The organism is Frankia sp. R43 (assembly GCF_001306465.1).
Classification (GTDB): Bacteria; Actinomycetota; Actinomycetes; order Frankiales; family Frankiaceae; genus Parafrankia; species Parafrankia irregularis.
In genome coordinates this window covers 914,528-938,064 of the sequence record NZ_LFCW01000002.1, presented here as the reverse complement: position 1 = coordinate 938,064, position 23,537 = coordinate 914,528, and the positions used below count along the sequence as shown (strand labels likewise).

The window sequence follows — 23,537 nt, the reverse complement described above, 5'->3', positions numbered from 1 at the left end:
ACGATCCGGAGGGATCACCGCCGTCGCGGGCGCCTTCGGAGCCGCGCGCCGCCACCACGGCGGCGGGCCGCAGGTGTGACCGGCCTCGGCACCGCCGAGGAGATCAAGATGATCCCGAGACCGCCGGCCAGCAGCGCGCCCACTGCCACCAGCAGGAGCGGGACCGTGCCGGTGAACGGCAGCCGACCCGTCGGTTCGGCCGGCGCGCCGCCCCTGTCAGCCGCACCAGCTTTGTCCTCCGCACCGGCCTTGTCCTCCGTACCGGCCGCGCCGACCGGGCCCGCCGTGCCGCCGGGACCCGTTGACCCGGCCGCCGCGCCGACGCCGCCGACGCCGGTGGGACCGGCCGGTTGCGGACCATGGTTGCCGGAGCCGGAGCCGCCGGTCTCACCCTCACCCCATCCCGCACCGCCGGATCCGCCACCACCGACGCCGTACCCGCCGGTGTGGTCGCCGCCGCCGGGACCGCCACCAACGACGAGCGTGAATCCAACGGTTCCGCTGGCGACGACAACCCGGTCGCTACCGAACGGTCGCCCGGCGGCGGCGTCGGCCGCGCATACCGAGACAGCGGTGGGCACGAGCAGCGAGACAACGAAAAGAACCCCGCGAACCGCGTTCACCGTGGCACCGCGAGGCCGCCTTCTGGGCCGGACTGGACCTGACACATCGCTCCCCAACGACCGCACCGACGACTACGGGGTACTCCCGAGATCGCAGGCCCGTCTGACCGTCATCCGCGGCGCGGAAATCCCCGGCGAAAGGCAGCCGGAGAACACAGCCGGAGAACGTGGACCTCGGTTCTCCCTCCCCCTGTCCACGGACCCTAAGGCCGTCGCTCGGTTTCCGCTCGGTGAGCGATACCCATTCCGCGCCTGCGGGGAATGCCGGAAATTCCGTCGCGGGGCCGGGGCGGGTCAGGCCGGATCGGGTCGGGTAAGGCCGGGGCGGCTCGGGTCAGGCCGGGGCGGCTCGGGTCAGGCGGGAGCGGCCGGTCGCGGGAACGGCCGGCGCGCGGCTCAGCCCGCGCGGCCGGACCAGTTCCGGGCGTCGCGCAGCACCTCCCGGAAGGGCTTGCCGCTGTCGAACGAGGGCTCCCGGGGCAGACCGAGCACCCGCTCACCGATGCCGTTGCGCTGAACCTCGTTCGTCCCGCCGGCGATCGACATGAAGCGGCTGTTGAGGAAGCCGATCGCGGTGCGCCCGGCTGCCTCGTCGTTCTCCTCCCAGGCCACCGCGTCCGGGCCGCCGATCGCCATCGCGAGGTTCGCCCGGACGGGGTCGTGGACACCGGAGGCCAGCTTGGCGTACGACGCGAGGTGGGCGGCCCGGCCCGGTTCGGCCCGCATGAGGCCACCGAGCCGGGCCATCAGCGCACGGCGGGCGACATCGTCGACGTGCGCCCGCACGATCAGGTCCCGGGCCTGCGGGTCGTCGATCCGGCCGACGGACCGGGCGAGCTCGACCAGATCCGGCGCGATGCCCTGGGGGACCTTGCGTACCGGGCCACCGTGGCTCAGCCCGCCGCCCCGTTCGAACATCAGCATGGTCTGCGCGACCGTCCAGCCGTCGTTGACGTCGCCGATCACGTCGTCGTCGGTCAGCTCGACGTTGTCGAAGAACTCCTCGCAGAACTCGGCGTCCCCGGTGATCTGCCGGATCCGCCGGACCGTCACGCCTTTGGCGCCGATCGGAACCGCGAACCAGGTCAGGCCACGATGCTTGGGGACGTCCCAGTCGGTGCGGGCCAGGCACATGCCCCAGTCGGCGTAGTAGGCGCCGCTGCTCCAGATCTTCGCGCCGTTCAGGATCCAGCGACCGCCCTCCCGGACCGCCCGCGACCGGACGCCGGCGAGATCGGATCCCGCCTCCGGTTCCGAGAAGAACTGCACGAACAGCTCCTCGGCGGTGAGGATCCGCGGAATGTGACGCCGCAGGAAATCCGCTGACGCGTGCGCGAGCATCGTCATCGCGCAGACACCGAACGTCGTGCCCCCGGCGATGCCGAGATTCGGCATCTGGTAGCCGCGCGCCTCCTCCAGGAAAGCCCGCTCGTATTCCCCGCCCAGCCCCTGGCCGCCGTACTCCCGCGGCCAGGTGATGCCGGCGTACCCCGCGTCGAACAGCTTTCGCTGCAGCGCGCGGCCGGCGGCGATGACCTCCGGAGGTGTCTCCGTCGTGCGCATGCCCACCGGGGCCGGCCCCGCGGCCGGAACGGGCCTGAGGTTCTCCCGGATCCAGGCCCGGGCCCTGGCCCGGTACTCGTCGAGGGTCGGCGTTTCGGATGTTCCGGGCGTTTCGCTCGAAGCCTCGGCCGGCACCGCGGTCTGCTCCTCACCCTTCACGGCGGTGTCCCCCATCAGCCGACTCCTCCGATCCGCTCGGCCAGCCGCGCCCGATGCCACTGCGCGCATCCGTAGGTCACCGCGTCGGCCGCCAGCCGGCGCATGAACAGGTGGTGGTCGTGCTCCCAGGTGTAGCCGATCCCGCCGAAGACCTGGAAGCACGCGTGCGTGAGGGTGATGCTGTGCTCCGCGACGAACGCCTTGGCGGCGTGGGCGAGCTCGGCGCCGTCGGGCGCACCCCCGCCGAGTGCCTCGGCGGCGGCGGTCACCAGGCCCTTGGCCATCTCCAGCGACAGGCTGGTGTCCGCGAGCAGGTGCTTGATCGCCTGAAACGAGCCGATCGGGCGGCCGAAGGCGATCCGGGCCCGGGCGTACTCGACGGCCAGCTCGAAGTCCCGGTGCATCGCGCCGACCGACTCGGCGGCGGCGAGCACGGCGGCCACCTGTGTCTGCCGGGCGAACAGTTCCTCGGTGGCCGTTCCGGGCGTCCCGACCAGCGCGCCGGCGGGAACGTGGACACCGCTCAGGCGAACGGAGCAGGTTCGCCGGGTGATGTCGAGGCCGGACAGCGCGCGGATCTCGACGCCCGGTGCGGTGGTGTCGACGAGGACCTGCGTCAGGCCGTCCGTGCCGTTCCCGGTGACCAGCAGTACGTCGCAGCCGAGGGCGTCGGGGACGTGGCGGACCTCGCCATCGAGGACATAGCCGTCCAGAGCGGAGCCACTGCCGGGCGCGGCGGCGGCAGGCCGGATGGTGACCTCGCCGGCGCCGGGCGTCAGGCCGCCCACCGCACCGGCCACCCAGATCGCGACGGCCTGCCCGGCGACGAGCCGCGCCAGCAGATCTGCGTGCGGGCCGGCCTCCCCGGGCGCCCGGTCCCCGAACGTCTCGTCGCCGGACGCCTGGTCGCCGGACGTCTCGTCGCCAGACGTCTCGTCGCCAGACGTCTCGTCGCCAGACGTCTCGTCGCCAGACGTCTCGTCGCCGGACGCCTGGTCCGCGGGGAGGATCGCCGCGACGGACAGTGCGTGGGCGACGACGTTCGTCCCGACGAAGGGACCCGGTTGCAGCGTGGCGCCACGCTCGGCGGCCACGGCGGCCGCGTCGACAAGCCCGATACCGGACGCGCTGCCACCGCCGTGGCGCTCGTCGACCAGCATCCCGAACCAGCCGAGGGAGGCCGCGTCGGCGATGTAGGCCGCACCCACCGGCTCGGTGCTCTCGGCGAGTGCGCGGACACCGGTCAGCGGCAGCGTGTCCTCGATGAAACGGACGGTGGTGTCGACGAGCATCCCCTGCTCGGCCGTCGCCGCCGCCAGCAGCCGAACGCTCATTCGCCGGTGAACTTCGGCTCGCGGCGTTCGATGAACGCCTGGATGCCCTCTCGCATGTCCTTGGTGGTGTAGGTGATGTGCTGCGCCCGGGCCTCCTCCTCGACCGCCTGCTCGAAGGTCAGCGACTCGCTGGCGTCCAGCATCCGCTTGATCAGGCTGATCGCGGTGGTCGGGCCGCCCGCGAGCCGCTGGCCGAGAGCCGCCGCGGTCTTGTGCAGGTCCTCGGCCGGCACGACCTCGTTGACGAGCCCCCAGTCCAGGGCCTGCTCGGCGCCGAGCCAGTCCCCGAGGAAGGCGAGCTGCTTCGCCCGGCGCAGGCCGACCTGGCGCGGCAGGCTCCAGGACGTCCCGCCGTCGAGGGCGAGGCCACGCCGGACGAAGACGGAGCTGAACCGCGCCCGGTCGCTGGCGACGATGAGGTCGCAGGCGAGCGCAAGGCCCATCGACACCCCGACGACGACCCCGTCGACCGCTGCGATCGTCGGCTTCGGCAGCCGGTGTAACCGGTTGATGAGCTCGCCGACATGTCGCATCTCGTGCAGGATGGCCTGCCGGCCGCGGCCTGTGAGCCCGCTCGAACTGGCACCACTACCGCTGCCGGTCAGGTCGGCGCCGGACGAGAAGTTACCGCCCGCCCCGGTGAGGAGCAGGGCCCGATCCTCGGGGTTGCCGGCGACCTCCGTGAGCACCTGGTCCAGGGCCGCCCAGCTGGCCGCGTCGAGCGCGTTCTTCCGCTCCGGGCGGTTGAACGTCACCGTGACCAGGCCGTCCTTGCGTTCGACGAGCGTCGAGTCCATCACGAAATCCCCTCCTGGGGCGGGAACGTCTGCGGTGTCCCGACCCCGCCCCGGGGTCGGGACACCGGACCTCCAACCGGAAGGACCGCTCGCGTGGGTCGGTGCGAGCAAGACCGAGCGGGTGGACGAGCACACCGCCGACGGCGGGGCACCTCCAGTGGCTCAATCTATCTAGATGTTTGAGTGGTGTCGAGCAAAGTCGGCACTCGCCCGCATCCGCACCCCGCCCACGTACACCGCACCACCAGATCCAACGATCTTCATCCTGACCGCGCCAACCGCCACATCACCCGATCAAGGGTGGCCAGGGATGGATACATCTAGATCTATGGGCTGGAGTCATGCCGACCGGCGACCGGCGCTACCCGGCGACGGCAGGCACGTCGGAGGCGAGCGAATCCACCCGCAGGCGCTCCAGCCGCGAGCGGTTGATCCGCCACCGACCGTCCTCGCGGACGTACTCCTCCACATAGTGCCCGTAGCCCTGCAGGCCGACCCGACCACCCGACTCGGGTGCGGGCCATTCGACGTAGTCGAACATCGCCCAGGTGCCGCGGGCGGTGTCCGGCCCGGTGAGCTCGAGCTCCGGCATATGGCCGTGGTGAACCGTCCGGGTACCGGCCAACGCCTCGCTGACCGACCTCACGATCGCCTCCCGGCCGTTGACGACCATCTCGGCCTCGGGAACCTCCAGGACGGCGGCGGACGCGAACACCCCGGCGAAACCGTCCCAGTTCTTCGTGTCCAGGTTCCGGAAGTAGCTCGCCTTGAGCCGCCTGAGCTCCTCGAGGTCGAGAAGCCGGCGCAGCAGGGTCGGTTCCTGGTCGGTCACGATGCCTCCATCCGGTTCAGAGCGGCGTCCATCGCGTCGCGCCGGGCGACGTAGAACGGGCGGAACGAGCCGTGCGTGACGGAGTACGGCTCGTCGTCACGCAGGTCGGTGAGCAGGTTGCGGATGGCGTGCTCCGGTGTCACGACGTCGGCCTCGCCCACGGGCCGGTGCGCGAGCATGGCGGCGAGGTCGTCCATGTCGACGCTCGTCGTGCCGAGCGCCGCCGGCCGTGCCTGAACGCTGCTCTCCAGATGCCCGGTGGCCATCCCGCCGGGGAACAGGAGTGTCACGCCGATGCCCTCGGGGGCCAGCTCCTCGCGCAGGGTCTCCCCGAACCCGGTGACGGCGAACTTGCTCGTCTGGTAGGCACCCATCCGCACGGCCGGAGTAAGCACGCTGGACGAGGCGGTCAGCACGATCCGACGCCAGCCGGCGCGCTCACGGATGAGCGGGAGGAACTCCCGCACCGTGCGGATCGTGCCGAGCACGTTGACGTTCAGGACCCATTCCCAGTCCTGGTCGGTCAGCCGATCGATCGCCCCGAACTGCTGCACGCCGACATTCGCGCACAACACGTCGCACCCGCCGAGCGTCTCCCGTACATGCCGCGCCGCCACGGCGAGGCTTTCACCGTCTCCGACGTCGACACGTGCCGAGGTCGTCGGAACGCCGAGTTCCTCGGTGATGGTCTTCGCGGTCTGCTCGGCGGCCACACCGTCGATGTCCAGGGTGGCTACCGCCGCGCCCTGCCGCGCGAACACCCGGGCCAGGGCGGCGCCGAGGCCCGCCCCGCCGCCCGTGACGACCGCGACTTTTCCGGCCAGCTCCGTTGTCAGGTTCAACCATCCTCCTCTGCCGTTTTCCGATGATTTCCTTCGGCAGCCGTCGGAGACGGCGGCCACTGGGCGGGGAGTTATTCGCGCGGTGTCGCGCGGGATTTGATGATCTCCATCGTGGACCAGCTCCGCACCGGTCTGGGGCCGCCTTCCTCCTGCATGGTCCCGTGCAGCCAGGCGATTCCCAGGGATACCGCGGCCGCCGCCGCGTTGTGCGTTCCCTCGAAGTTGAAGGTGCGGCCGCCGAAGGTGAGACTGGCCAGCCTCGGCTGGCTCACCTCACCCTTCGTCTCCCAGACGATCTTCGAGCTGACGTCACCGTTGGTCGCGATGACCGGTGACTCACCCTCACGGTGGAAGGTCGCGGTCGCGTAGTCGCCCGCGCCGAGCATGGCGTTGCCGGTCTCCCAGCGCCCGTCCTCGAGGATCGACCCCCAGACGAACCAGTAGTGCTCCAGCTTGGCGATCTTCGACACCCAGGCACTCAGGCCGGGCAGGCAGTACATCCGGTCGAGGCCGCCGTAGCCGCCGGTGATCCTCGACCCGGCGATGCTGCCCGCCACGGTGCACCCCGAGCTCGTGTAGCCGACGTCGTCGGGCAGGCCCGGGACGTAGATGGCGGTCACGTTCATCGGCAGCGGGGTCAGGACGACGTCGACGAGCCCGTCGTCCTCCTTCCAGACGTACGCCGCCGGCCCGAGCGAGATCGAAAGGCTGTGCTTCGCGCTGAAGTTGACGGGGATCGCGGCCCTGCCGGCCTTGGAGTCGGCCCAGACAATGGGGCCCCAGTACAGGTCGCTCTCGTACGGGAAACGGACCGTCGTCGGATGGGCCCACAGGTCGGTCGAGCATTCATGGACGATGAAGTCGAACGTCCCGCCCGACGAGAGCATGCGAATCAGCTCGTAGCGCTTGCCGTCCTCCGTGTCGGCCATGGCCCAGAGGAACAACAGGTCGTTGTGGAGACCGGGGAACTGCCCGTCCTGCGTCGAATAGTCCTGGACGGACGCGTCGGCCAGATGAACATACGGGATGATGTTGGCCTTCGAAACATCGAGGTCCGGCATGCTGCCCCTTTTGTTTGGTGGCATTTTCACGGAGCACCGACCAGCTCGGGAGGATCGCGGCCGGGCATGGGATGCCGTCCGCCTCGGCAGCCCGAGAGGAGATCACGAGTAGTGGCACCATCGGTTCCGGCGCCATCAGCGGTTCCGGCACGATCAGCGGTTACGGCACGATCAGCCGCTCGCCGCGCGCGGCCCCGACGAAAGGACTATCGTCCGTTAGAGGACATCTGTCCGGTAACTATGGCGGAGGACCGCCCATGCCGCAACCCCTCGACCGTCGGACCCGACGGACCCGCTCCGCGCTGGAACGCGCGTTGCTGGAGCTGATCACCGAGCGCGACCTGGCCCAGATCTCGGTCGCCGACCTGACGAGGCGGGCCGACGTCAACCGCACAACCTTCTACGAGCACTACGCCGACGTGCACGACCTCGCGGCAAGCGCCTGCACCATGATGTTCGACGAACTGATCTCCAGCTCGCCGGTGATCGCGCCGAGCCGCGTCCCGTCCCGGCAGCTCGACGAGCGGGATGCCCTGATCCGAGTGCTGACGCACATCAAGGAGCAGGCCGGCCTCTACTACGCCCTGCTGGGCGACGACGGCAGCGCCCGAGTGATCAACCATCTGCACCGGCGGCTCGCCATCTCGCTGCACGTCAACCTCACCCATCCCGGCACCGGCACCCATGCCGACGACCCGGCCGACATCCCCTACGACCCGACCGCCGCGCTGTACGCCGGCGCGCTGCTCGGCCTCGTCCTCGACTGGCTCCGTCACGACTGCCCGGGCACGCCGGCGGAGCTGTGCCGCACGATCTGGCCGCGTCTCGCCGGGGCCGTGGACGGCAGCCGTCCCGCGCGACAGCAGGCGGCCTCCGCACCTGAATTTAATATCTAGATATTTAAGGGTAGATGCGTTAGAACAGGGGCGGGAGCGGGATCGCGGCCACCGTGGCTGTCGGGCTCCCGAGAACGGAGGTGGCGCGATGACCTTCCGCTGTCGACGCCTGCGACGGTTGGCGCCCGCCCAGGCAGCCGGGGGCTCGGCCCACGAGCAGCCGGCCGGGGACCGTGCCGTGGCCCCCGTGAGCGCCGCATGAAACGGATTGTCGTGCTGGGCGCCTCCAGCGGCCTGGGCCGCTGCATCGCCCTCGGTCTCGCGGAGCGGGGCCACCGGGTCGCCATGCTCGCCCGCCGGCTCGGCCGTCTCGAGGCGGCGGCCGAGGAGGCAGGTGACGGCGCCGTCGCGATCGCCTGCGACGTCACCGTGGAGTCGTCCTGCCAGGAGGCGATCGCGCGAGCCGCCGACGCGATGGGTGGCATCGACGGCCTCGTGTACTCCACCGGCCTGATCACCATCAGGCCCATCGAGGAGATGGACGCGGCCGCCTGGGCCAGGCTCTTCGCCACCAATGTCACCGGCGCCTCGCTGGTCACCGCGGCGGCGCTGCCATATCTGGCCAAGTCCCACGGGTCGGCGGTGTACCTGTCGTCGATCAGCGCCTCGGCGGGGCCTCCGTGGCCGTTCATCGGCGGCTACGCGGTGAGCAAGGCCGCGCTGGACAAGATGATCGAGGCGTGGAACGTCGAGCATCCCTCCGTCGGCTTCACCCGCCTGACGATCGGCGACTGCCTGGGCGGCGAGGGAGACTCGGCGACCGGCTCGCTCACCGGCAACGACCCTGAGCACATCGGTCGGGCGGTCAACGAGTGGCAGCGCCTCGGCTACCTGACAGGCCATTTCATCGATGTCGAGCACCTCGTCGACGTCACGGCCGCCACGCTCGGCTTCGGCGCCAGCAGCGTGGTGCCGTCACTGACTCTCGTCCCGCGCCCCGCCGGCCGCCCGGCGCCATCCCCCGTCGACACGCTGACGGCGGGGAACGCAACCCCCTGACGACGACCGGGAAGGTTGAGAGCCCCATGCCGGCAACCGGCGCGTTCGAGGACGTTCGCCTGGACATCGATGACCCGGTCGCCGTCGTGACGATCGACCGGCCCGCAAGCATGAACGCCTTCCGGGGGCAGACGCTGCGGGAGCTGCACCAGGCGTTCACCCTCGCCGAGCACGATCGGCGGGTGGTGGGCATCGTCCTCACCGGCGCCGAGCAGGGCGTCAGCTGGCTGCTGCCGCGCCTCGTGGGGCCCGCCCACGCCCTCGACCTGCTCTGGTCGTCCCGGGTCGTCTCGGCCCCGGAGGCACTGGCCATCGGTCTCGCCCAGCGGGTCGTGCCGTCGGATCGCCTGCTGGACGAATGTCGCGCGTACATCGCCGAGCTGGCCGCCATCGCGTCGCCGCACTCGATGATGGTGTCCAAACAGCTTGTCTACCAGCACCTTCAACGTGATCTCGGCGAGGCCGTCGACCAGACCGACGGCCTCATGCGGGAGTCCTTCCGGCGCCCTGACCCCGTCGAGGGCGCCACGGCGTTCCTCGAACGCCGCGAGCCAAGGTTCGACCGCCTGGATCTGCTCCCACCAGCCTGATCCCGAACGGATGCGGACCGCCCACCGAGCCGCCCAGGCGACGCATGGCATCGCCCGGCCAGACGATTCCTGACCGATGCCTGATCGATGCCTAGCCGATGCCGCGGGATCCGCGTACCTCGTCCAGCACCGCTTCGACGGTCGCCGCGGGCGTGCCGGCGGGCAGGCTCAGCATGAGTCGGTCGACCACGCCCTCGAAGCGATCCCGGACCCGGACCGCGAGCGTTTCCAGCGGCGCCACAACCGCGAAGGCGTCGAGGATCTCGTCGTCGATCAGGGTGCCCATCCTCGCCCACTCCCCTCGCAGCGACAATGCCCGCAGCTCGGTCTGCAGCTCACCCCAGCCGTGCAGTTCGAGCACCGCCCGGTAGGCGGGGGTCGACCCGTAGAACGCGATCCGCTGGCGCATCGCGTCCGCGGCCGCCGCCACCTGGGCGTCGTCCACTCCGGTCGCCACGAACGCCGGGCAGCAGACCTGGACGTCACCGCGGGCACGGCCGGCGGCGTCGAGGCCCTCGGCCAGGGCCGGGAGAGTCACCTCCTCCAGGTACCGGCGGGTCGTGAAGGCGTGCGTGTGCATCCCGTCCGCCACCTCGCCGCACATCCGGGTCATCGCGGTACCGACCGCGGCGACGAAGATCTTCGGCTGGCCGTGCGGCTGCGGCTCGGGGACGAAGGCCGGCGTCATGAGCTTGTGGGTGTAGAAGTCGCCCTCGAAGCGCAGCGGGCTCCCGTCCTGCCAGGACGACCAGATCGCCCGCAGCGCGAGGACGAACTCCCGCATCCGGCCGACCGGCTTCCCCCACGGCATGCCGAACCGCTTCTCGATGTGCGCTCGCACCTGCGAGCCCAGGCCCAGGACGAATCTGCCCTCGGAGTATGTCTGCAGGTCCCAGCCGAGCTGGGCGACGGACATCGGGTTGCGCGCGAACGCCACCGCGATGCAGGTCCCGATCTCGAGACGGGTGGTGTGCTCGGCGGCGAGCACGAGCGGCAGGAAGGGGTCGTGGTTCACCTCGCCGCACCACGCGCCGTCGTACCCCATCCGCTCCAGTGCGCCGGCCGCAGCCGGCACCCCGGCAAGCACGGACGGCATCCCACCATCGATCCGCATGACGCCCCACCCTAGCCCGAAACCCGCTAATAGTTTAGATACATAGGCACGCGATCTCGCCACCCACTCGGACCGGAGCGCGACGCCGCCACCGGGACGCAGAGCTACCACCACTCACTTGTCGCTGGTACGGATGCCCCCGCGTTCGGATCAGGACGACATTCTGCGACCGAGGCGGGTCCTGGGCTAGCGACACAGGACATCAAAACCTATAGTTCTTTTCACGCTGCGGCAGGGGCCGCGACGCCGTCGCCACGGGGGTCTGATCCTCCCCCGCGGCGCGGTTCCTCTTCCAATCCCATCGGTCGCAGCATGTCCGACTCACGCTGCGGTTAACACCAAAGGACCCCCATGAAGCAAGCGGCACGATTAGCTTCCCGAGTCGTCGCGGTGCTGGCCACGTCCTGCGCCGTGATGGCCGGCATGACGGCCTGTTCGGACGACGAGCCCGACCCGACCGCGAGTGCTCCCGCAGTCACCATCGCCGACATCAAGGCCGGACCGGAGTCCGGCTGGAGCGACGGCGGTTTCCAGCCCGACCTGTCCACGATGAAATGCGGCCAGACGGCGTCCGATCCCACCCGGGGAGTGACGGACACCGAGATCACCATCGGCGGCCTCGCCTATCTGACGAGCCCGTCCGGCTCCTCGATGGCCGGCACGGAGGAGGGGGCGCGAGCCCGGTTCGAGCGGGCCAACGCCGAGGGCGGCATCAACGGCAGAAAGATCAACTACGTCGGGACCCTGGACGACGGCAACGACCCCGCGCGCAACAGCTCGCAGGCCAAGGCGCTCGTCGACCAGAAGAAGATCTTCGCCGCGGTGCCGGTGATGACCAGTAACGCCAGCTACCTCGACACCTTCTGCGACGAGACCGTTCCGTTCTTCGGCTGGGGCTTCAACTCGGGCTTCTGCAACACCTCGATCGGCTTCGGCATCACCGGATGCCTGCTGCCCGGCAAGGAGATCACGGCAAAGGCGACCACCTACGGCGTCATGCTCAACTCGCTGTTCGACGGCGATGCGTCCGGCCGGACCGTCGCCCTCGTCGGTAACGACGGCGACACCGCACGGGCCGGGCTGGCCTCCATCGCCAGGCAGATGAAGGCGGTCGGCCTCGACGTGGTGTACCAGGAGACGCCGGTTCCCGCTGCCGGCCTGACGGACGCCACGCCGGTCGTGAACGCGCTCATGACGGCCAGCAAGGGCTCACCGCCGGACGTGGTCCTCTACGGCACCGACTTCAGCACGACACTCAAGTTGACCGAGGCGCTGAAAGCGGCCGGGTTCCAGGGGAAGCACCTCAACACCGTCGGTTATGACCCCCGCCTGGCCGCAGCCAAGGTCGCGGGTCTGGACGGGGCCTACACCTCCCTGCAGTGGCAGCCCGGCACCGACGTCTCCGTGCCGGCGATCAAGCAGATGACCGACGACATCAAGAAGTACGCCCCCGAGACCGTGCTCAGTCTGCCGACGATGGCCGGGTACTGGGCTGCGGACATGTTCGTCGCCGCGGCGACGAAGGCGGGCAAGGATCTGACCGTCGACTCGCTCATGAAGGTCCTGAACGGCGATTTCAGCTACCACGTCGACGGCGCGGTCGCCGAGTCCCGCTGGCCGTTCAACCACTTCGTGTCCACGCCGTGCACCTCCGTCGTCCAACTCGCCGGCGACAAGTACGACGTGACCAGCAAGCTGTCCTGCGGCGCCTACCTGAAGAGCTGACATCCGGGTCGAGGTGGCGGACGCGTCACCTCGCCACATGCGCTGCCGGGCCTGGCGGTCCGGTGCCCGGCAGCGCATGAACCGCGCCCGCGGCTGCCGCCGGCGGACCGCATGGAAAGCACTCGGTCACAGGAACCGAACCGGCCGGAGGCGGACATGACCGATCTCTACTGGGACCCGATCTCTCCCGAACTGCGCGACGATCCGTACCCGCTCTGGCGGCGGCTGCGAGACGAGGCGCCGGTCTACCACAACGACCGCCTCGACTTCTACGCGCTGTCCCGCTTCGCCGACATCGAGGCGGCGCACCGCGATGCGGAGACGTTCAGCTCGAACCACGGCACGACCCTCGAGACGATGACGCCGGAACCGATGGACTCGGCGATGATGATCTGGCTCGACCCGCCCAGGCACACCACGCTGCGCAAGCTCGTCTCGCGGGCGTTCACGGTCCGCCGGGTGTCGGCTCTGGAGGACCGCATCCGCGAGATCTGCGCGGAGCTGCTCGACCCGCGGATCGGCTCGGGCGGTTTCGACTTCGTCCAGGACTTCGCGGCGATCCTCCCGCCGACGGTCATCTCGATCCTGCTCGGTGTGCCCCGCAGCGAGCGGGAGGAACTGCGTCAGGTCGTCGACAACGTCTTCCACATGGAGGAGGGCGTCGGCATGGCGAACGAGGTGTCCTACGCGGCGTTGACCGAACTCGGGCTGCGCCTGGGTGCGCACTTCGCGGACCGTCGCACGAACCCGCGCGACGACGTCTTCACCGACCTGGTCACCGCCGAGGTCGCCGACGAGGTGACCGGCGAGCCGCGCCGGCTCACCGACGAGGAACTCGCCAGTTTCGCGATCCTGCTGTTCAGCGCCGGCAGCGAGACGGTCGCGCGCAACCTGGGCTGGGCGGCGAGCCTCCTGGACCAGCACCCCGACCAGCGGACGGACCTCGCACGGGACCCGGCGCTGATCCCCGGGGCGTTGGAGGAGATCCTCCGTTTCGAACCACCGTCCCCGGTCAACGCCCGGTGGTCGACCCGCGACGTCATCGTGGGTGACCAGAAGATCCCGGCGAACTCCCGGGTCATCCTCATCACCGGCTCGGCGGGTCGCGACGAGCGGCAGTACACGAACCCGGACATCTTCGACATCCACCGCAAGGTCGACCTGCACATGACCTTCGGATACGGGATGCACTTCTGCCTCGGGGCGGCGCTGGCCCGCCGCGAAGGCCGCATCGGTCTGGAGGAGACGTTGCGGCGGTGGCCGGACTGGGCGGTGGACCGCGAGGCCACCGAGATGCTCTACACCAGCACCGTCCGCGGTCCGCTGCGGCTGCCCGTCCGGCTCTGACCACCGTCCGGCTCTGATTGCCAGCTCCGATGCCAGCACGTACTGGCATCGGAGCTGCCCGCCGGTCCCGACCGCCTGGCCGCACGACTACGCCTGGCCGGGCCCTCCTCGCTGAGGGCCCGGCCAGGCGTCGCGTGTCGGTGTGGCCGGACGAGTCCGGCCGCCGGCTCAGCCGATCCGGCCGTCCCAGGTACGCGCGTCCCGCACGACGTCACGGAACGGCTTGCGGGCGTCGAAGCTCGGCTCCCGGGGCAGGCCCAGCACCCGCTCACCGATACCGTTGCGCTGCACCTCGTTCGTACCGGCGGCGATCGCTACCATCCGGCCGTTCAGGTACGTGGTCGCGGGCAGCGCAGCCGCCTCGTCGGCCCCCTCGGGCCACAGCAGTGCCTCGGCCCCACCGATCTCGACCCCGATCCGGGCCCGGATCGGGGCGAGCACGCCCGCGGCCAGCTTGCCGTACGCGGCGACCGCCGGCTGGGGCTGGGCGGAGCTACGCAGCCGCGCGGCGATCCGCCGGCCGAGGTGGTACTGGGCGTAGTCGTTGATGTGGGCGGTCGCGATCGCCTGCCGGGCAAGCGGGTCGTCGAGACGGCCGGCCCTGCGCGCGAGCTCCACGAGGTCGGGAGCCAGCTCCCGCGGCTCGACCCGGACCCCGCTCGAGCTCCCGGCGCCTCGCTCGTGCACCAGCATGGTCTGCGCGACCGACCATCCCCCGTTGACCTCGCCGATGATGTCCTCGTCGGTGACGACGACATCGTCGAGGAACGCCTCGCAGAAGCCGGACGCGCCGTTGATCTGCCGGATCGGCCGCACCGTGACTCCGGGGGCGCCGGTGGGGACGGCGAACCAGGTCAGGCCCTGATGCTTCGGAACATCCCAGTCCGTGCGCGCCAGGCACATGGCGTAGTCGGCCTGGTGGGCGCCGGTGCTCCAGATCTTCGACCCGTTCAGCACCCACCGGTCTCCGTCGCGGCGCGCCGTGGTCCGGATCCCCGCCAGGTCCGAACCGGCCTCCGGCTCCGAGTAGAACTGGCACCACAACCGCTCCCCCGCCAGGATCGGCGGGATGTGCCGGCTCAGGAAGTCCGCGGACGCGTGCGCGAGCATCGACCGGGCGATCGCGGTGAAGGTGACATGGCCGGCACCGCCGAACTGCGGCGTGGCGTAGTCCCGCGCCTCCTCCCGGAAGACGCGCTCGTACTCGCCTGTCAGTCCCCGGCCGCCGTACTCCCGCGGAAACGAGAGGCCGGCGTACCCGGCGTCGAACAGCTTGCGCTGCAGCGGACGGGCGGCCGCGACCTGTTCGTCGCTGCGGGCCTCCCCGCCGTCCCCGGCGCCCGGTGCCTTCCGCTCGAGGTTCGCGGCCAGCCACGCGCGGATCTCGGCCCGGAACTCGTCGAGGCCGATCGCCCTGCCTGTCGTCGCATCGCCCGTCGTCGCATCGCCCGTCGTCACGTCGCCCGCCCTCGCATCATCAGTCTCGTCGCTCGTCGTCGCTCGTCGTCGCTGGCGTCCGGGGTGCGCCCGCGCCCCACCTCGCGCACTCGCGGCACTAGATCCCGGAAAGCTGGCACAGGTGCTCCCGATGCCAGGCCGGGTCACCGAAGAACGCCGCGTCGGTGGTCAGGCGGCGCAGGAACAGGTGCTGGTCGTGCTCCCAGGTGAAGCCGATCCCACCGAAGATCTGGAAACAGTTCTGGGCCAGGGAGACGCCGTGTTCTCCGACGTAGGCCTTCGCCATGCTCGCCGCCTCCAGGCCGTAGTCCCGCAGGTCGGAGCCCGCCTCGGCCGGGTTCGCGTCCGTGGACCGCCCCGGCACGTCCGTGCCGGCGAGGCCGACCGCCTCGCCGAGGCGCTGGGCCGCGGCGGCCGTGATCGCCTTGCTCATCTCCAGCACCAGACTGGCGTCCGCCAGCACGTGCTTGAGCGCCTGGAACGAGCCGATCGGGCGGCCGAACGCGATCCGGTCCTTCGCGTACTGGACTGTCAGCGCGAGCTCGTAGTCCATCGCGCCGACCGACTCCGCCGCGGTCAGGACGCAGGCGAGGGCGAGCTGCCTGGCGATGAGCTCGTCGTCGCCGAGATCGGCCGCGTGCAGCCGGCCGGCGGACCCGACGGTGACGCCGTCGAACTCCAGGCCGACGAACCGGCGGGTGAGATCCAGCGATTCCAGGGGCTGCACACGCAGGCCGGGCGTGTCCGCCGGCAGCAGGAACTGCACGAGCGCCGGCCCGCCGCCGCCGTCGGTGGTCGCTGTGGCGTCTTCGGCCGCGGCGGACACGAGATACCAGCCGTCCGGGCCGGGGTTCTCCACGAAGGTGGCCCGCCCGGACAGGCGCCAGCCATCGCCGCTCCTGGTCGCCGACACAGGATTTCCCGGGCCACCGACACGGTTCGGCCACGGGCGGGCGCCCGGCACGCGGCCGGTTCCCGTCGGCACCGACGCCGACGCCGACGGCACCGCGGGTGCCCAGGCCGCCGAGGCCTCCCCCGACAGCAGGGCGGGCAGCACCTTCGCCGTGTGCTCGCCGGTGCCCGCGACCGCGAGGGCGTACGCCACGACGTTGGTCCCGACAAACGGACCCGGCTGCAGCAGGCGGCCGCGGTGGTAGGCGACCAGGGCCGCGTCGAAAACCGCGTTGTCGGACATGCTCCCGCCGCCGAGGTCGGCGGGAACGAGCGGCGCGAACCAACCCAGCTCGGCCGCCTGGCGCCGGTACGCCCCGGCGAAGGCCGGATCGGTGTACGCCTGCGCGCGGACCTTCTCCAGCGGACAGGTGCGTTCGATGAAACGCGCGGACGCGTCCACCAGCATCCGCTGCTCGTCGGTCAGAACATCATCCACGGCCGGCTCCTCGGCTGAGTCGTGCGTCTCGTTCGTCCATGGTCCGCCGCCGCGCCGGGTGTTCCGGGCACGCCGGGTCGGCTGTCGGCATCCGGCTGCGCTCAGACGCGGACGCGCCCGCGCGGCAACGGGAGCGGGATGTTGGTGTAGGTGACGATGCCGGGCGGCGCCGCGACGACCGCGGGGATCGCGTTCAGGGCCGGCAGCGCGGTCATGATCATTCCGAGAACCATGAAGTCGCCGAGCGTCTTCCAGGCGAAGTCAGGTGGCGGAGCGATGTCGACCTTGGTACGGATCGTCGGGCGTCCCTGGACCTCGATGACGTATCCGGTCCTGATCTGCCAGTCCGGGTCGAGGGTCTGGCCCTTGCGCCACCGCACCCGCAGGTCGACGATCGTCCGGCCGCCGACCCTCCACTGCCAGCTGACGGCGATGCCGGCGACATGGTCGGCGGCGATCCGCCACGAGCCGAGATCGACATCCTGGGTCGTCCTGGCGTACTCGGCCTCGCAGACGACCTCGTCCATTGCCGGTCGTCCACTGCACAACACGAAACGTCATGTCCACCGTCCGTTCCGTAGTATCGGGCGGCTCCGAAGGAGCCCCCGCGCCCATTTCGACAGGCCGACGACCGCGCCGCGGTGCGGTCGTCGGCCTGGTGCGGTTTCGGGCTACCGCTTCTCGTAGGTGATGCCGGACGCCTCGACATCCCAGGTGGTGCTGGTGGGGCCCTCCGCACGCAGTTCACGCTTCAGGACCCTGCCCACCGGGCTGCGGGGCAGCTCGTCACGGAACTCGATATAGCGCGGAAGGACGAAATACGGGAGGGCGTCCACGCACCAGCGGAAAAGCTCCTCCTCGGTGAGCGTGGAGCCGGCGACACGGGTCGCGGTGATCTTCACGTCGTCCTCGGTAAGCCGGCTCGGCACCGCGTGCACGGCGACGTCCGCGAGCTGGCCGTGGCTCATGAGAATGCGCTCGACCTCGAAGCTGGCGATGTTCTCCCCGCGCCGGCGCAGGTAGTCGGCCTTGCGGTCGACGAAGTAGAGGTAGCCATCCTCGTCGATCTTTCCGATGTCGCCGGTGTGGTACCACCAGTTGCGGCTGGTCTCGACCGTGACCTCGGGGCGGCCCCAGTAGCCCTCGAACATCACGTGCGGCCGCTTCGGGCGGATCACGATCTCGCCGTCGGTTCCGCGCGGCAGCTCGTTGTCCTCGTCGTCGAAGATCCGCACGTCGAAGTACTCGGTGTTGATGACGCCCGCGGCCCGCGGCCGGTTACGCACCCCCGGCGGCTGCCAGGAGATGAGGCTCGCCTCGGTCACGCCGTACGCCCCGGAGAACGTGTCGATCCCGAACCTGGTACGGATCACGTCGTCGACCTCGGGCGGCAGCGGCGCCGCGCCCATGAGCCGCAGGGTCCGGTTGGCCTCCGGCGCACCCGAGCGCGGCATCTCCGGCCGGTCCACGTCGTGTGCCAGGAGGTAGGCCATCGTGCCCAGGGTCGAGGTCATCGTCGCGCCGGTGCGGTTCATCTCCGGCCAGAAGTTCGACACCGAGAACTTCCGGTAGATCGCCGCTCTCCCGCCGTATACCAGTGTTCCGACCACGGCCGTGACCAGCGCGTTGTAGTGGAACATCGGCAGCGGTGTCCACACCACGTCATCCGCCGTGCGGCCCCAGCTGTACCCGATCTGGCGGGACAGCGCCTCGTGGTAGTTGTGGCTGAGCATGCAGCCCTTGGAAAGTCCGGTCGTCCCGCCCGTGTAGATGAAGGTCGCGAGGTCCGAGGGCCGGCGTGCCACCGGCTCCGCCAGCGGCGCACCGGCCAGCAGATCGTCGAAGGGATGCCCGGTCGCGCCGGGGAACGTCGGGATCTCCGGCCCGGTCACCAGCACGTGGGCCAGCGCGGGCAGGTCCGCGGTGACGGCGGCGGCGCGGTCGGCGAGGTCACCGGCGACCACCAGCACGGTCGACCCCGAGTCGTGCAGCTGATGACGCAGGTACTCGCCCTTGTAGGCGGTGTTGATGGGCACCGCCACGGCGCCCGCCCATTGCGCCGCCCACCAGGAGATCAGCATCTCCGGCGAGTTCTCCAGCAGGATCGCCACCCGGTCACCGGGGGCGACCCCCAGCGCCCGCAGGCCGGCGGCAAGGCGCGCGGCGCCGTCGCCGACCTGAGCCGCCGTCAGCGCGCGGCCACCGACGTCCAGATATTCGCTGTCAGGATCCTTCTCGATCCGCCGCACCAGCAGCTCCGTGGTGGTGTGCTGCTGGGCGCTGCTCCACACGCCGTCACTCACCGGACAGTTCCTCCTCGCCCTTCTCACCGCGGCCTGCTTCGACACGGGCCGCTCCGACGCGGGCCACTTCGACGCGGGCCACCTCGTCACCGCGCCGCTCCTGCGCCCCGTCCAACAGCTCGAGGAAGCCGCCGGGCCGGTACCGCCCGATGACGGCCTGCTCCAGCACGCCGAGGCCCGTCCGCTGCCCCCAGGTAGCCCGCACCACCTGCTGTACGTGCACCGTGTCGAAGGCCAGGACATCCAGGTCGGCGGTCTTGTGCGCCTCGCCGCCCACCGCGAGCTCACCGTGCCATCTGCCGTGCGACCAGGTGGGATGCAGGTAGCCGGCGCCCTTCATGCGAAACGTCCGCAGCGGCTCCAGCTCGACCGGCTCAGCGCCGGGAATGACGAGCGAAGCACGTTCGGAACGCCGCAGCCCCGGCGCCCAACGGATGTCGTGGCGGGTCCCGGGAAGCTGGCGGAACCCGAGATCCGGCCCGGCCACCGGAGCACCGGGCGCGAGTACCGGCATCACCACCGCCGTCTCCGCCCACGGCTGCCCGAGCTCGTTCTCGAACACCAGGTAGTGCAGGCACTCGTCGGCGAAGTTCAGCGGAGCCCACACGAAGAACAGCTGGGGAAGCGCGGTACGCGGTGCCGCCGGAGCCGGGTCTCCAACGCCTCGGATCCCCCAGGAGCGGTCCTTGGTCCCGAAGGTCCCCGGGGCGATCCGGACCTCCTCACCACCCGTCGAGAACGCCCCGGACCAGCTGACCATCTGCGTGGCGCGGGTGACATCCATGGCCAGCCGCGTCCCCTCATGGCGGGTCTGGCGCGGCTCCTCATAGGCGGCGGTACGGGCGGTCGCGACGAGGTCGGCGGTCAGCCCGTGTTCCGGGGAGTCGACCACGATCCGGCTCACCCGCATCGGCTCCACGATCTCGACCGAGATCGGGCCGATGGTCGTGCGGGTCCGGTCCAGCGGAATCCGCCCGGAGGCGAACACCGAACGCTGCATCCCGTCGCGGACCACGCTGAAAGCAGCGTCGATCACGCCGCGGTTCGGATACAGCCCGAGTGCGACCGCGAAGTACATGTCCTCGTCGTAGCCGTTGAACCAGAAACGATCATAGAAGTCAGCATGTCCGTCACCCGCGTGCGCGACGGGCAGCGCCGTCTGGTGCAGCGGGTAGTCATCAAAAGGGATGAGCAACGTCGGCTCCCTCTCCGGGCGGACCAGGTTCTCGTGTGCCAGACCGACCACCATGCGGGCGGCAGCCGGCGGCAACGGAACGCCGGGGATCCCTCTGGGCCGGGCTGCGCCTCCACTCTCGCCGCGACGGATGCTAGCCGATAGATCTAAATTTTTCCACGGCGCCTCCCGTGCCCGAGCGGTCAGCCGCCACCCGGAGACCGAGTTGCCCGGCACCACCTCGTCGGCGGCACCGAACCGGCCCCACCCCGGCCACCACCGGAACCGCCCCGGCGGACCGGCGGCCGATGGCACGGGGAGGTGCCACCACCGAACCAAGACGTTGAATAGATTTAGACATCTTCGTAACATCGCCTCATGCCGAGGCGTCTCGAGGAGTCCTTATGACAGCGAACGAGTGGTCCCTGCCCGCGGTGATCGACATCGTCGCCGACGTCGCGCCGGAGCGCGAGATGCTGGTCTGGACGACCGTGCGCCGCAGCTACGCGCAGGTACGGGACCGCACGCGGCGCCTCGCCGCCTTCCTCGTGAGCCGCGGGCTCGGCGTTCGGCACGAGCGGGCGGAGCTGGAGCGCTGGGAGTGTGGGCAGAGCCCGGTGGCGATCCTGCTGTCGAACTGCCCCGAGTACATCGAGACGATGATCGGAGCCTTCCGCGCCCGCGCGGTGCCGTTCAACGTCAACCACCACTACGCACCGCGTGAGATCGGCGCGCTGCTCGACCAGGTCGGCGCCGAGGCCATCGTCTACCACCGGCGCCTCGGCCCGGCGATCGCCGCCTCCGGCGGCGCCGCGGGGTGCCTGCTGCTGGAGGTCGACGACGGCTCCGGGGTCGAGCCGCTGCCCGGCAGCATCGCCTTCGAGGACGCGATCGCCGCCGCCGTGGACGTCGAGAACCTGCCCGAGCCGTCCCCGGACGATCTGTACCTCGTCTGCACCGGCGGCACGACCGGGACCCCGAAGGGCGTCCTGTGGCGGCAGGCGGATGTCTATGTCTCCGCGGCGGGCGGCGTCGACGGGGCCACCCGCGAGCTGATCGCCTCGATCGCCGGCAACGGCGCCGGCGTCTGGTTCGCGGCACCACCGCTGATGCACGGCGCCGCCCAGTGGACCGCGTTCGCCGGGCTGGACAACGGGGCCACGGTGATCCTGCACGACGACGCGAAGCCTTTCGACGCTCCGGGAATCCTCGAGACCATCGAACGCGAACGCGTGACGCTGATGTCCATTGTCGGCGACGCCTACGCCCGGCCCCTGCTCGAACAGATGCGGGCCCGTCACTACGACCTGTCCTCGCTGGTCCGCCTCGGAACCGGCGGCGCGGTCACGAGCGCGAGTCTCAAGCACGGCCTGCTCGAGCTGCTGCCCGGCCTCACGGTCGTCGACGGCTACGGCGCCTCCGAGACGGGCGGCATGGCCTTCGGGGCCTCCCGCAAGGGCGCCGAGACCCGCGAGTTCGAGCCCTCGCCCGGTGCCGCGGTGCTGGCCGCCGACCGCTCCCGCTTCCTCGCCCCCGGCGAGGACGAGATCGGCTGGGTGGTGCGCGTCGGGCGCACCCCGCTCGGCTACCTCGACGACCGGGCGAAGACGGAGGAGACCTTCCCGATCATCGACGGCCAGCGGGTCGCCGTTCCGGGAGACCGGGCCCGTCTCACCGCCGAAGGCAGGATCGAGCTTCTCGGCCGGGACGCGATGGTCGTCAACACCGGCGGGGAGAAGGTCTTCGTCGAGGAGGTCGAGGAGGTGCTGCGCCAGCACCCCGACGTGCTCGACGCGCTCGTGGTCGGCCGCCCGAGCGAGCGCTTCGGGCAGGAGGTCGTCGCGCTCGTCCAGCCGCGCGCGGGTATCTCGCTGGCTCCCGGGGAGATCCGGGAGTTCGTCGCGCGTTCCCTCGCCCGGTTCAAGGCACCACGCGCCGTCCTGATCTGCGACCAGCTCGGCCGCCACGCGTCCGGCAAGGCCGACTACACCTGGGCACGAAAGGCCGCGGTGGACGCCGTGCCCGCCACCACCATCAGGACGTAGGACCCCCGTCCCGGGCGCGACGAGGCATCGGGACGAACACATCCGCACCGCCCGACAACCAGATCCACTCACGTCGTCCGACGCATTCATCAAAGGACTCCGATGACGAGCTACAGGCCGATCGACGCGGACAACCACTACTACGAGAGCCTCGACGCGTTCACCCGTCACCTGGATCCGAGGTTCAGGCACCGCGCTGTCCAGGTCGTGCAGGCCGGCAAGCGGGTACAACTGATCATGGGTGGGCGGGTGAACCGGTTCATCCCGAACCCGACCTTCGACCCGATCATCGTTCCCGGCTGCCTGGACCCGCTGTTCCGCGGCCAGATCCCCGACGGCGTCGACCCACGCACCCTCATGAAGGTCGAGCCGCTGCGCCCGGAATACCGCGACAAGGACATCCGCGCCGACCTCGTCGAGCAGCAGGGCCTCGACTCGATCCTGCTGTTCCCCACCCTTGGCTGCGGCGTCGAGCAGGCACTCAAAGATGACATCGACGCCACGATGGCCAGCCTCCACGCCTTCAACCGTTGGCTCGAGGAGGACTGGGGCTTCAACTACCGCGGCCGGCTCATCAGCGCACCGATGATCTCCCTCGCCGACCCCGCAGCCGCCGTCACCGAGATCGACAGCCTGATCGAGCGCGGCGCACGGATCGTCCACGTCCGCCCCGCCCCCGTTCCCGCCGAGAACGGCACCTCACGCTCCCTGGGCGACAAGCGCTACGACCCGGTCTGGGCCCGCCTCGCCGAAGCGTCGATCCCCGTCGCCTTCCACCTCGGCGACAGCGGCTACGAAGCCTCCACCACCGTGTGGGGCGGCTCCGAACGCTTCGAGGGTTTCGGTCAGGTCAGCGTCCTGACCCGCGTCCTCGTCTCCGACCGCGCGATCCACGACACCATCGCCTCCCTCGTCATCGACGGCGTCTTCACCCGCCACCCCACCCTGCGGGTCGCGAGCATCGAGAACGGCTCCGACTGGGTCGCCCTCCTCACCAAGCGCCTCCGCAAGCAGGCCAACCAGACCCCCTGGGCGTTCACCGACGACCCCCTCGACACCATCCGCGAGCATGTCTGGGTCACCCCCTACTACGAGGAGGACCTCCGCAAGCTCGCCGACCTCATCGGCGTCGAACGCATCCTGTTCGGCTCCGACTGGCCCCACGGCGAAGGCCTCGCCGAGCCCACCGACTTCTTCAAGGAGCTCGACGGCTTCACCGACGACGAGGCCCGCAAGATCATGCGGGACAACTGCCTCGACCTGCTCGGCACGGCCGGCTCCTGAG

Annotated in this window: 19 protein-coding genes and 1 pseudogene; 7 read left to right on the top strand and 13 right to left on the bottom strand. The window is 70.5% G+C overall.

The features are described from left to right. Positions 1 to 14: 14 nt before the first annotated feature. From ACG83_RS11945 to ACG83_RS11915, 7 genes are all read right to left on the bottom strand, one after another. A complete protein-coding gene (locus tag ACG83_RS11945) occupies positions 15 to 623 on the bottom strand; it encodes a hypothetical protein (protein WP_054566183.1) in 609 nt (202 codons plus the stop codon). Positions 624 to 1,019: 396 nt separating this feature from the next. Continuing rightward, complete coding sequence (locus ACG83_RS11940; protein ID WP_235497833.1) at positions 1,020 to 2,360, bottom strand: acyl-CoA dehydrogenase family protein; 1,341 nt, start codon at positions 2,358 to 2,360, stop codon at positions 1,020 to 1,022. Next, the gene (locus ACG83_RS11935; protein WP_054566182.1) at positions 2,360 to 3,679 is read right to left on the bottom strand and encodes an acyl-CoA dehydrogenase family protein; all 1,320 of its coding nucleotides are present in this window, start codon (positions 3,677 to 3,679) and stop codon (positions 2,360 to 2,362) included. The genes ACG83_RS11940 and ACG83_RS11935 overlap by 1 nt, the downstream gene beginning before the upstream one ends. Next, the gene (locus tag ACG83_RS11930; protein ID WP_054566181.1) at positions 3,676 to 4,476 is read right to left on the bottom strand and encodes an enoyl-CoA hydratase/isomerase family protein; all 801 of its coding nucleotides are present in this window, start codon (positions 4,474 to 4,476) and stop codon (positions 3,676 to 3,678) included. Before ACG83_RS11930 ends, ACG83_RS11935 begins: the two co-directional genes overlap by 4 nt. Before the next feature lie 361 nt (positions 4,477 to 4,837). After that, positions 4,838 to 5,308, bottom strand: coding sequence for a nuclear transport factor 2 family protein (locus ACG83_RS11925; RefSeq protein ID WP_054566180.1), 471 nt, complete (start codon positions 5,306 to 5,308; stop codon positions 4,838 to 4,840). Further along, a complete protein-coding gene (locus tag ACG83_RS11920; RefSeq protein ID WP_054566179.1) occupies positions 5,305 to 6,150 on the bottom strand; it encodes an SDR family oxidoreductase in 846 nt (281 codons plus the stop codon). Before ACG83_RS11920 ends, ACG83_RS11925 begins: the two co-directional genes overlap by 4 nt. A gap of 71 nt (positions 6,151 to 6,221) precedes the next feature. Beyond that, positions 6,222 to 7,211: a hypothetical protein gene (locus ACG83_RS11915; RefSeq protein WP_054566178.1), complete on the bottom strand. Its 990-nt coding sequence runs from the start codon at positions 7,209 to 7,211 to the stop codon at positions 6,222 to 6,224. A gap of 257 nt (positions 7,212 to 7,468) precedes the next feature. Between ACG83_RS11915 and ACG83_RS11910 the strand changes: the two genes are divergently transcribed. From ACG83_RS11910 to ACG83_RS11900, 3 genes are all read left to right on the top strand, one after another. Beyond that, positions 7,469 to 8,107 (top strand): TetR/AcrR family transcriptional regulator, encoded by a 639-nt coding sequence (locus ACG83_RS11910; protein ID WP_054566177.1) that lies wholly within the window; start codon positions 7,469 to 7,471, stop codon positions 8,105 to 8,107. Positions 8,108 to 8,305: 198 nt separating this feature from the next. Next, complete coding sequence (locus ACG83_RS11905) at positions 8,306 to 9,106, top strand: SDR family oxidoreductase (protein WP_054566176.1); 801 nt, start codon at positions 8,306 to 8,308, stop codon at positions 9,104 to 9,106. Between the two features lie 26 nt (positions 9,107 to 9,132). After that, entirely contained in the window at positions 9,133 to 9,696 is a 564-nt protein-coding gene (locus ACG83_RS11900) for an enoyl-CoA hydratase-related protein (RefSeq protein WP_054566175.1), read from the top strand. A gap of 91 nt (positions 9,697 to 9,787) precedes the next feature. On the opposite strand, the gene ACG83_RS11895 is transcribed toward ACG83_RS11900, so the two are convergent. Next, the gene (locus ACG83_RS11895; protein ID WP_054566174.1) at positions 9,788 to 10,810 is read right to left on the bottom strand and encodes an LLM class F420-dependent oxidoreductase; all 1,023 of its coding nucleotides are present in this window, start codon (positions 10,808 to 10,810) and stop codon (positions 9,788 to 9,790) included. A 351-nt stretch (positions 10,811 to 11,161) separates the two neighbouring features. Here ACG83_RS11895 and ACG83_RS11890 point away from each other — a divergent pair, with 351 nt between their 5' ends. After that, the gene (locus ACG83_RS11890; RefSeq protein WP_054566173.1) at positions 11,162 to 12,535 is read left to right on the top strand and encodes an ABC transporter substrate-binding protein; all 1,374 of its coding nucleotides are present in this window, start codon (positions 11,162 to 11,164) and stop codon (positions 12,533 to 12,535) included. Positions 12,536 to 12,691: 156 nt separating this feature from the next. Beyond that, a complete protein-coding gene (locus ACG83_RS11885; RefSeq protein WP_054566581.1) occupies positions 12,692 to 13,882 on the top strand; it encodes a cytochrome P450 in 1,191 nt (396 codons plus the stop codon). Positions 13,883 to 14,050: 168 nt separating this feature from the next. On the opposite strand, the gene ACG83_RS11880 is transcribed toward ACG83_RS11885, so the two are convergent. From ACG83_RS11880 to ACG83_RS11860, 5 genes and pseudogenes are all read right to left on the bottom strand, one after another. Continuing rightward, positions 14,051 to 15,340, bottom strand: coding sequence for an acyl-CoA dehydrogenase family protein (locus tag ACG83_RS11880; RefSeq protein ID WP_083473153.1), 1,290 nt, complete (start codon positions 15,338 to 15,340; stop codon positions 14,051 to 14,053). A gap of 97 nt (positions 15,341 to 15,437) precedes the next feature. Then, on the bottom strand, positions 15,438 to 16,730 hold the full coding sequence (locus tag ACG83_RS11875) for an acyl-CoA dehydrogenase family protein (RefSeq protein WP_054566172.1): 1,293 nt from the start codon (positions 16,728 to 16,730) through the stop codon (positions 15,438 to 15,440). Positions 16,731 to 16,831: 101 nt separating this feature from the next. After that, positions 16,832 to 17,257, bottom strand: a pseudogene (locus ACG83_RS11870) (dihydrodipicolinate reductase); the annotation flags it as partial. Between the two features lie 144 nt (positions 17,258 to 17,401). Beyond that, positions 17,402 to 19,033, bottom strand: coding sequence for an AMP-binding protein (locus tag ACG83_RS11865; RefSeq protein ID WP_054566171.1), 1,632 nt, complete (start codon positions 19,031 to 19,033; stop codon positions 17,402 to 17,404). After that, positions 19,026 to 20,228, bottom strand: a complete 1,203-nt coding sequence (locus ACG83_RS11860; RefSeq protein WP_116437476.1) for a hypothetical protein — start codon at positions 20,226 to 20,228, stop codon at positions 19,026 to 19,028. The genes ACG83_RS11865 and ACG83_RS11860 overlap by 8 nt, the downstream gene beginning before the upstream one ends. A 383-nt stretch (positions 20,229 to 20,611) precedes the next feature. Between ACG83_RS11860 and ACG83_RS11855 the strand changes: the two genes are divergently transcribed. Continuing rightward, complete coding sequence (locus ACG83_RS11855) at positions 20,612 to 22,252, top strand: AMP-binding protein (RefSeq protein WP_054566170.1); 1,641 nt, start codon at positions 20,612 to 20,614, stop codon at positions 22,250 to 22,252. Between the two features lie 102 nt (positions 22,253 to 22,354). Then, the gene (locus tag ACG83_RS11850; RefSeq protein WP_054566169.1) at positions 22,355 to 23,536 is read left to right on the top strand and encodes an amidohydrolase family protein; all 1,182 of its coding nucleotides are present in this window, start codon (positions 22,355 to 22,357) and stop codon (positions 23,534 to 23,536) included. The last annotated feature ends 1 nt before the right edge of the window (position 23,537 follow it).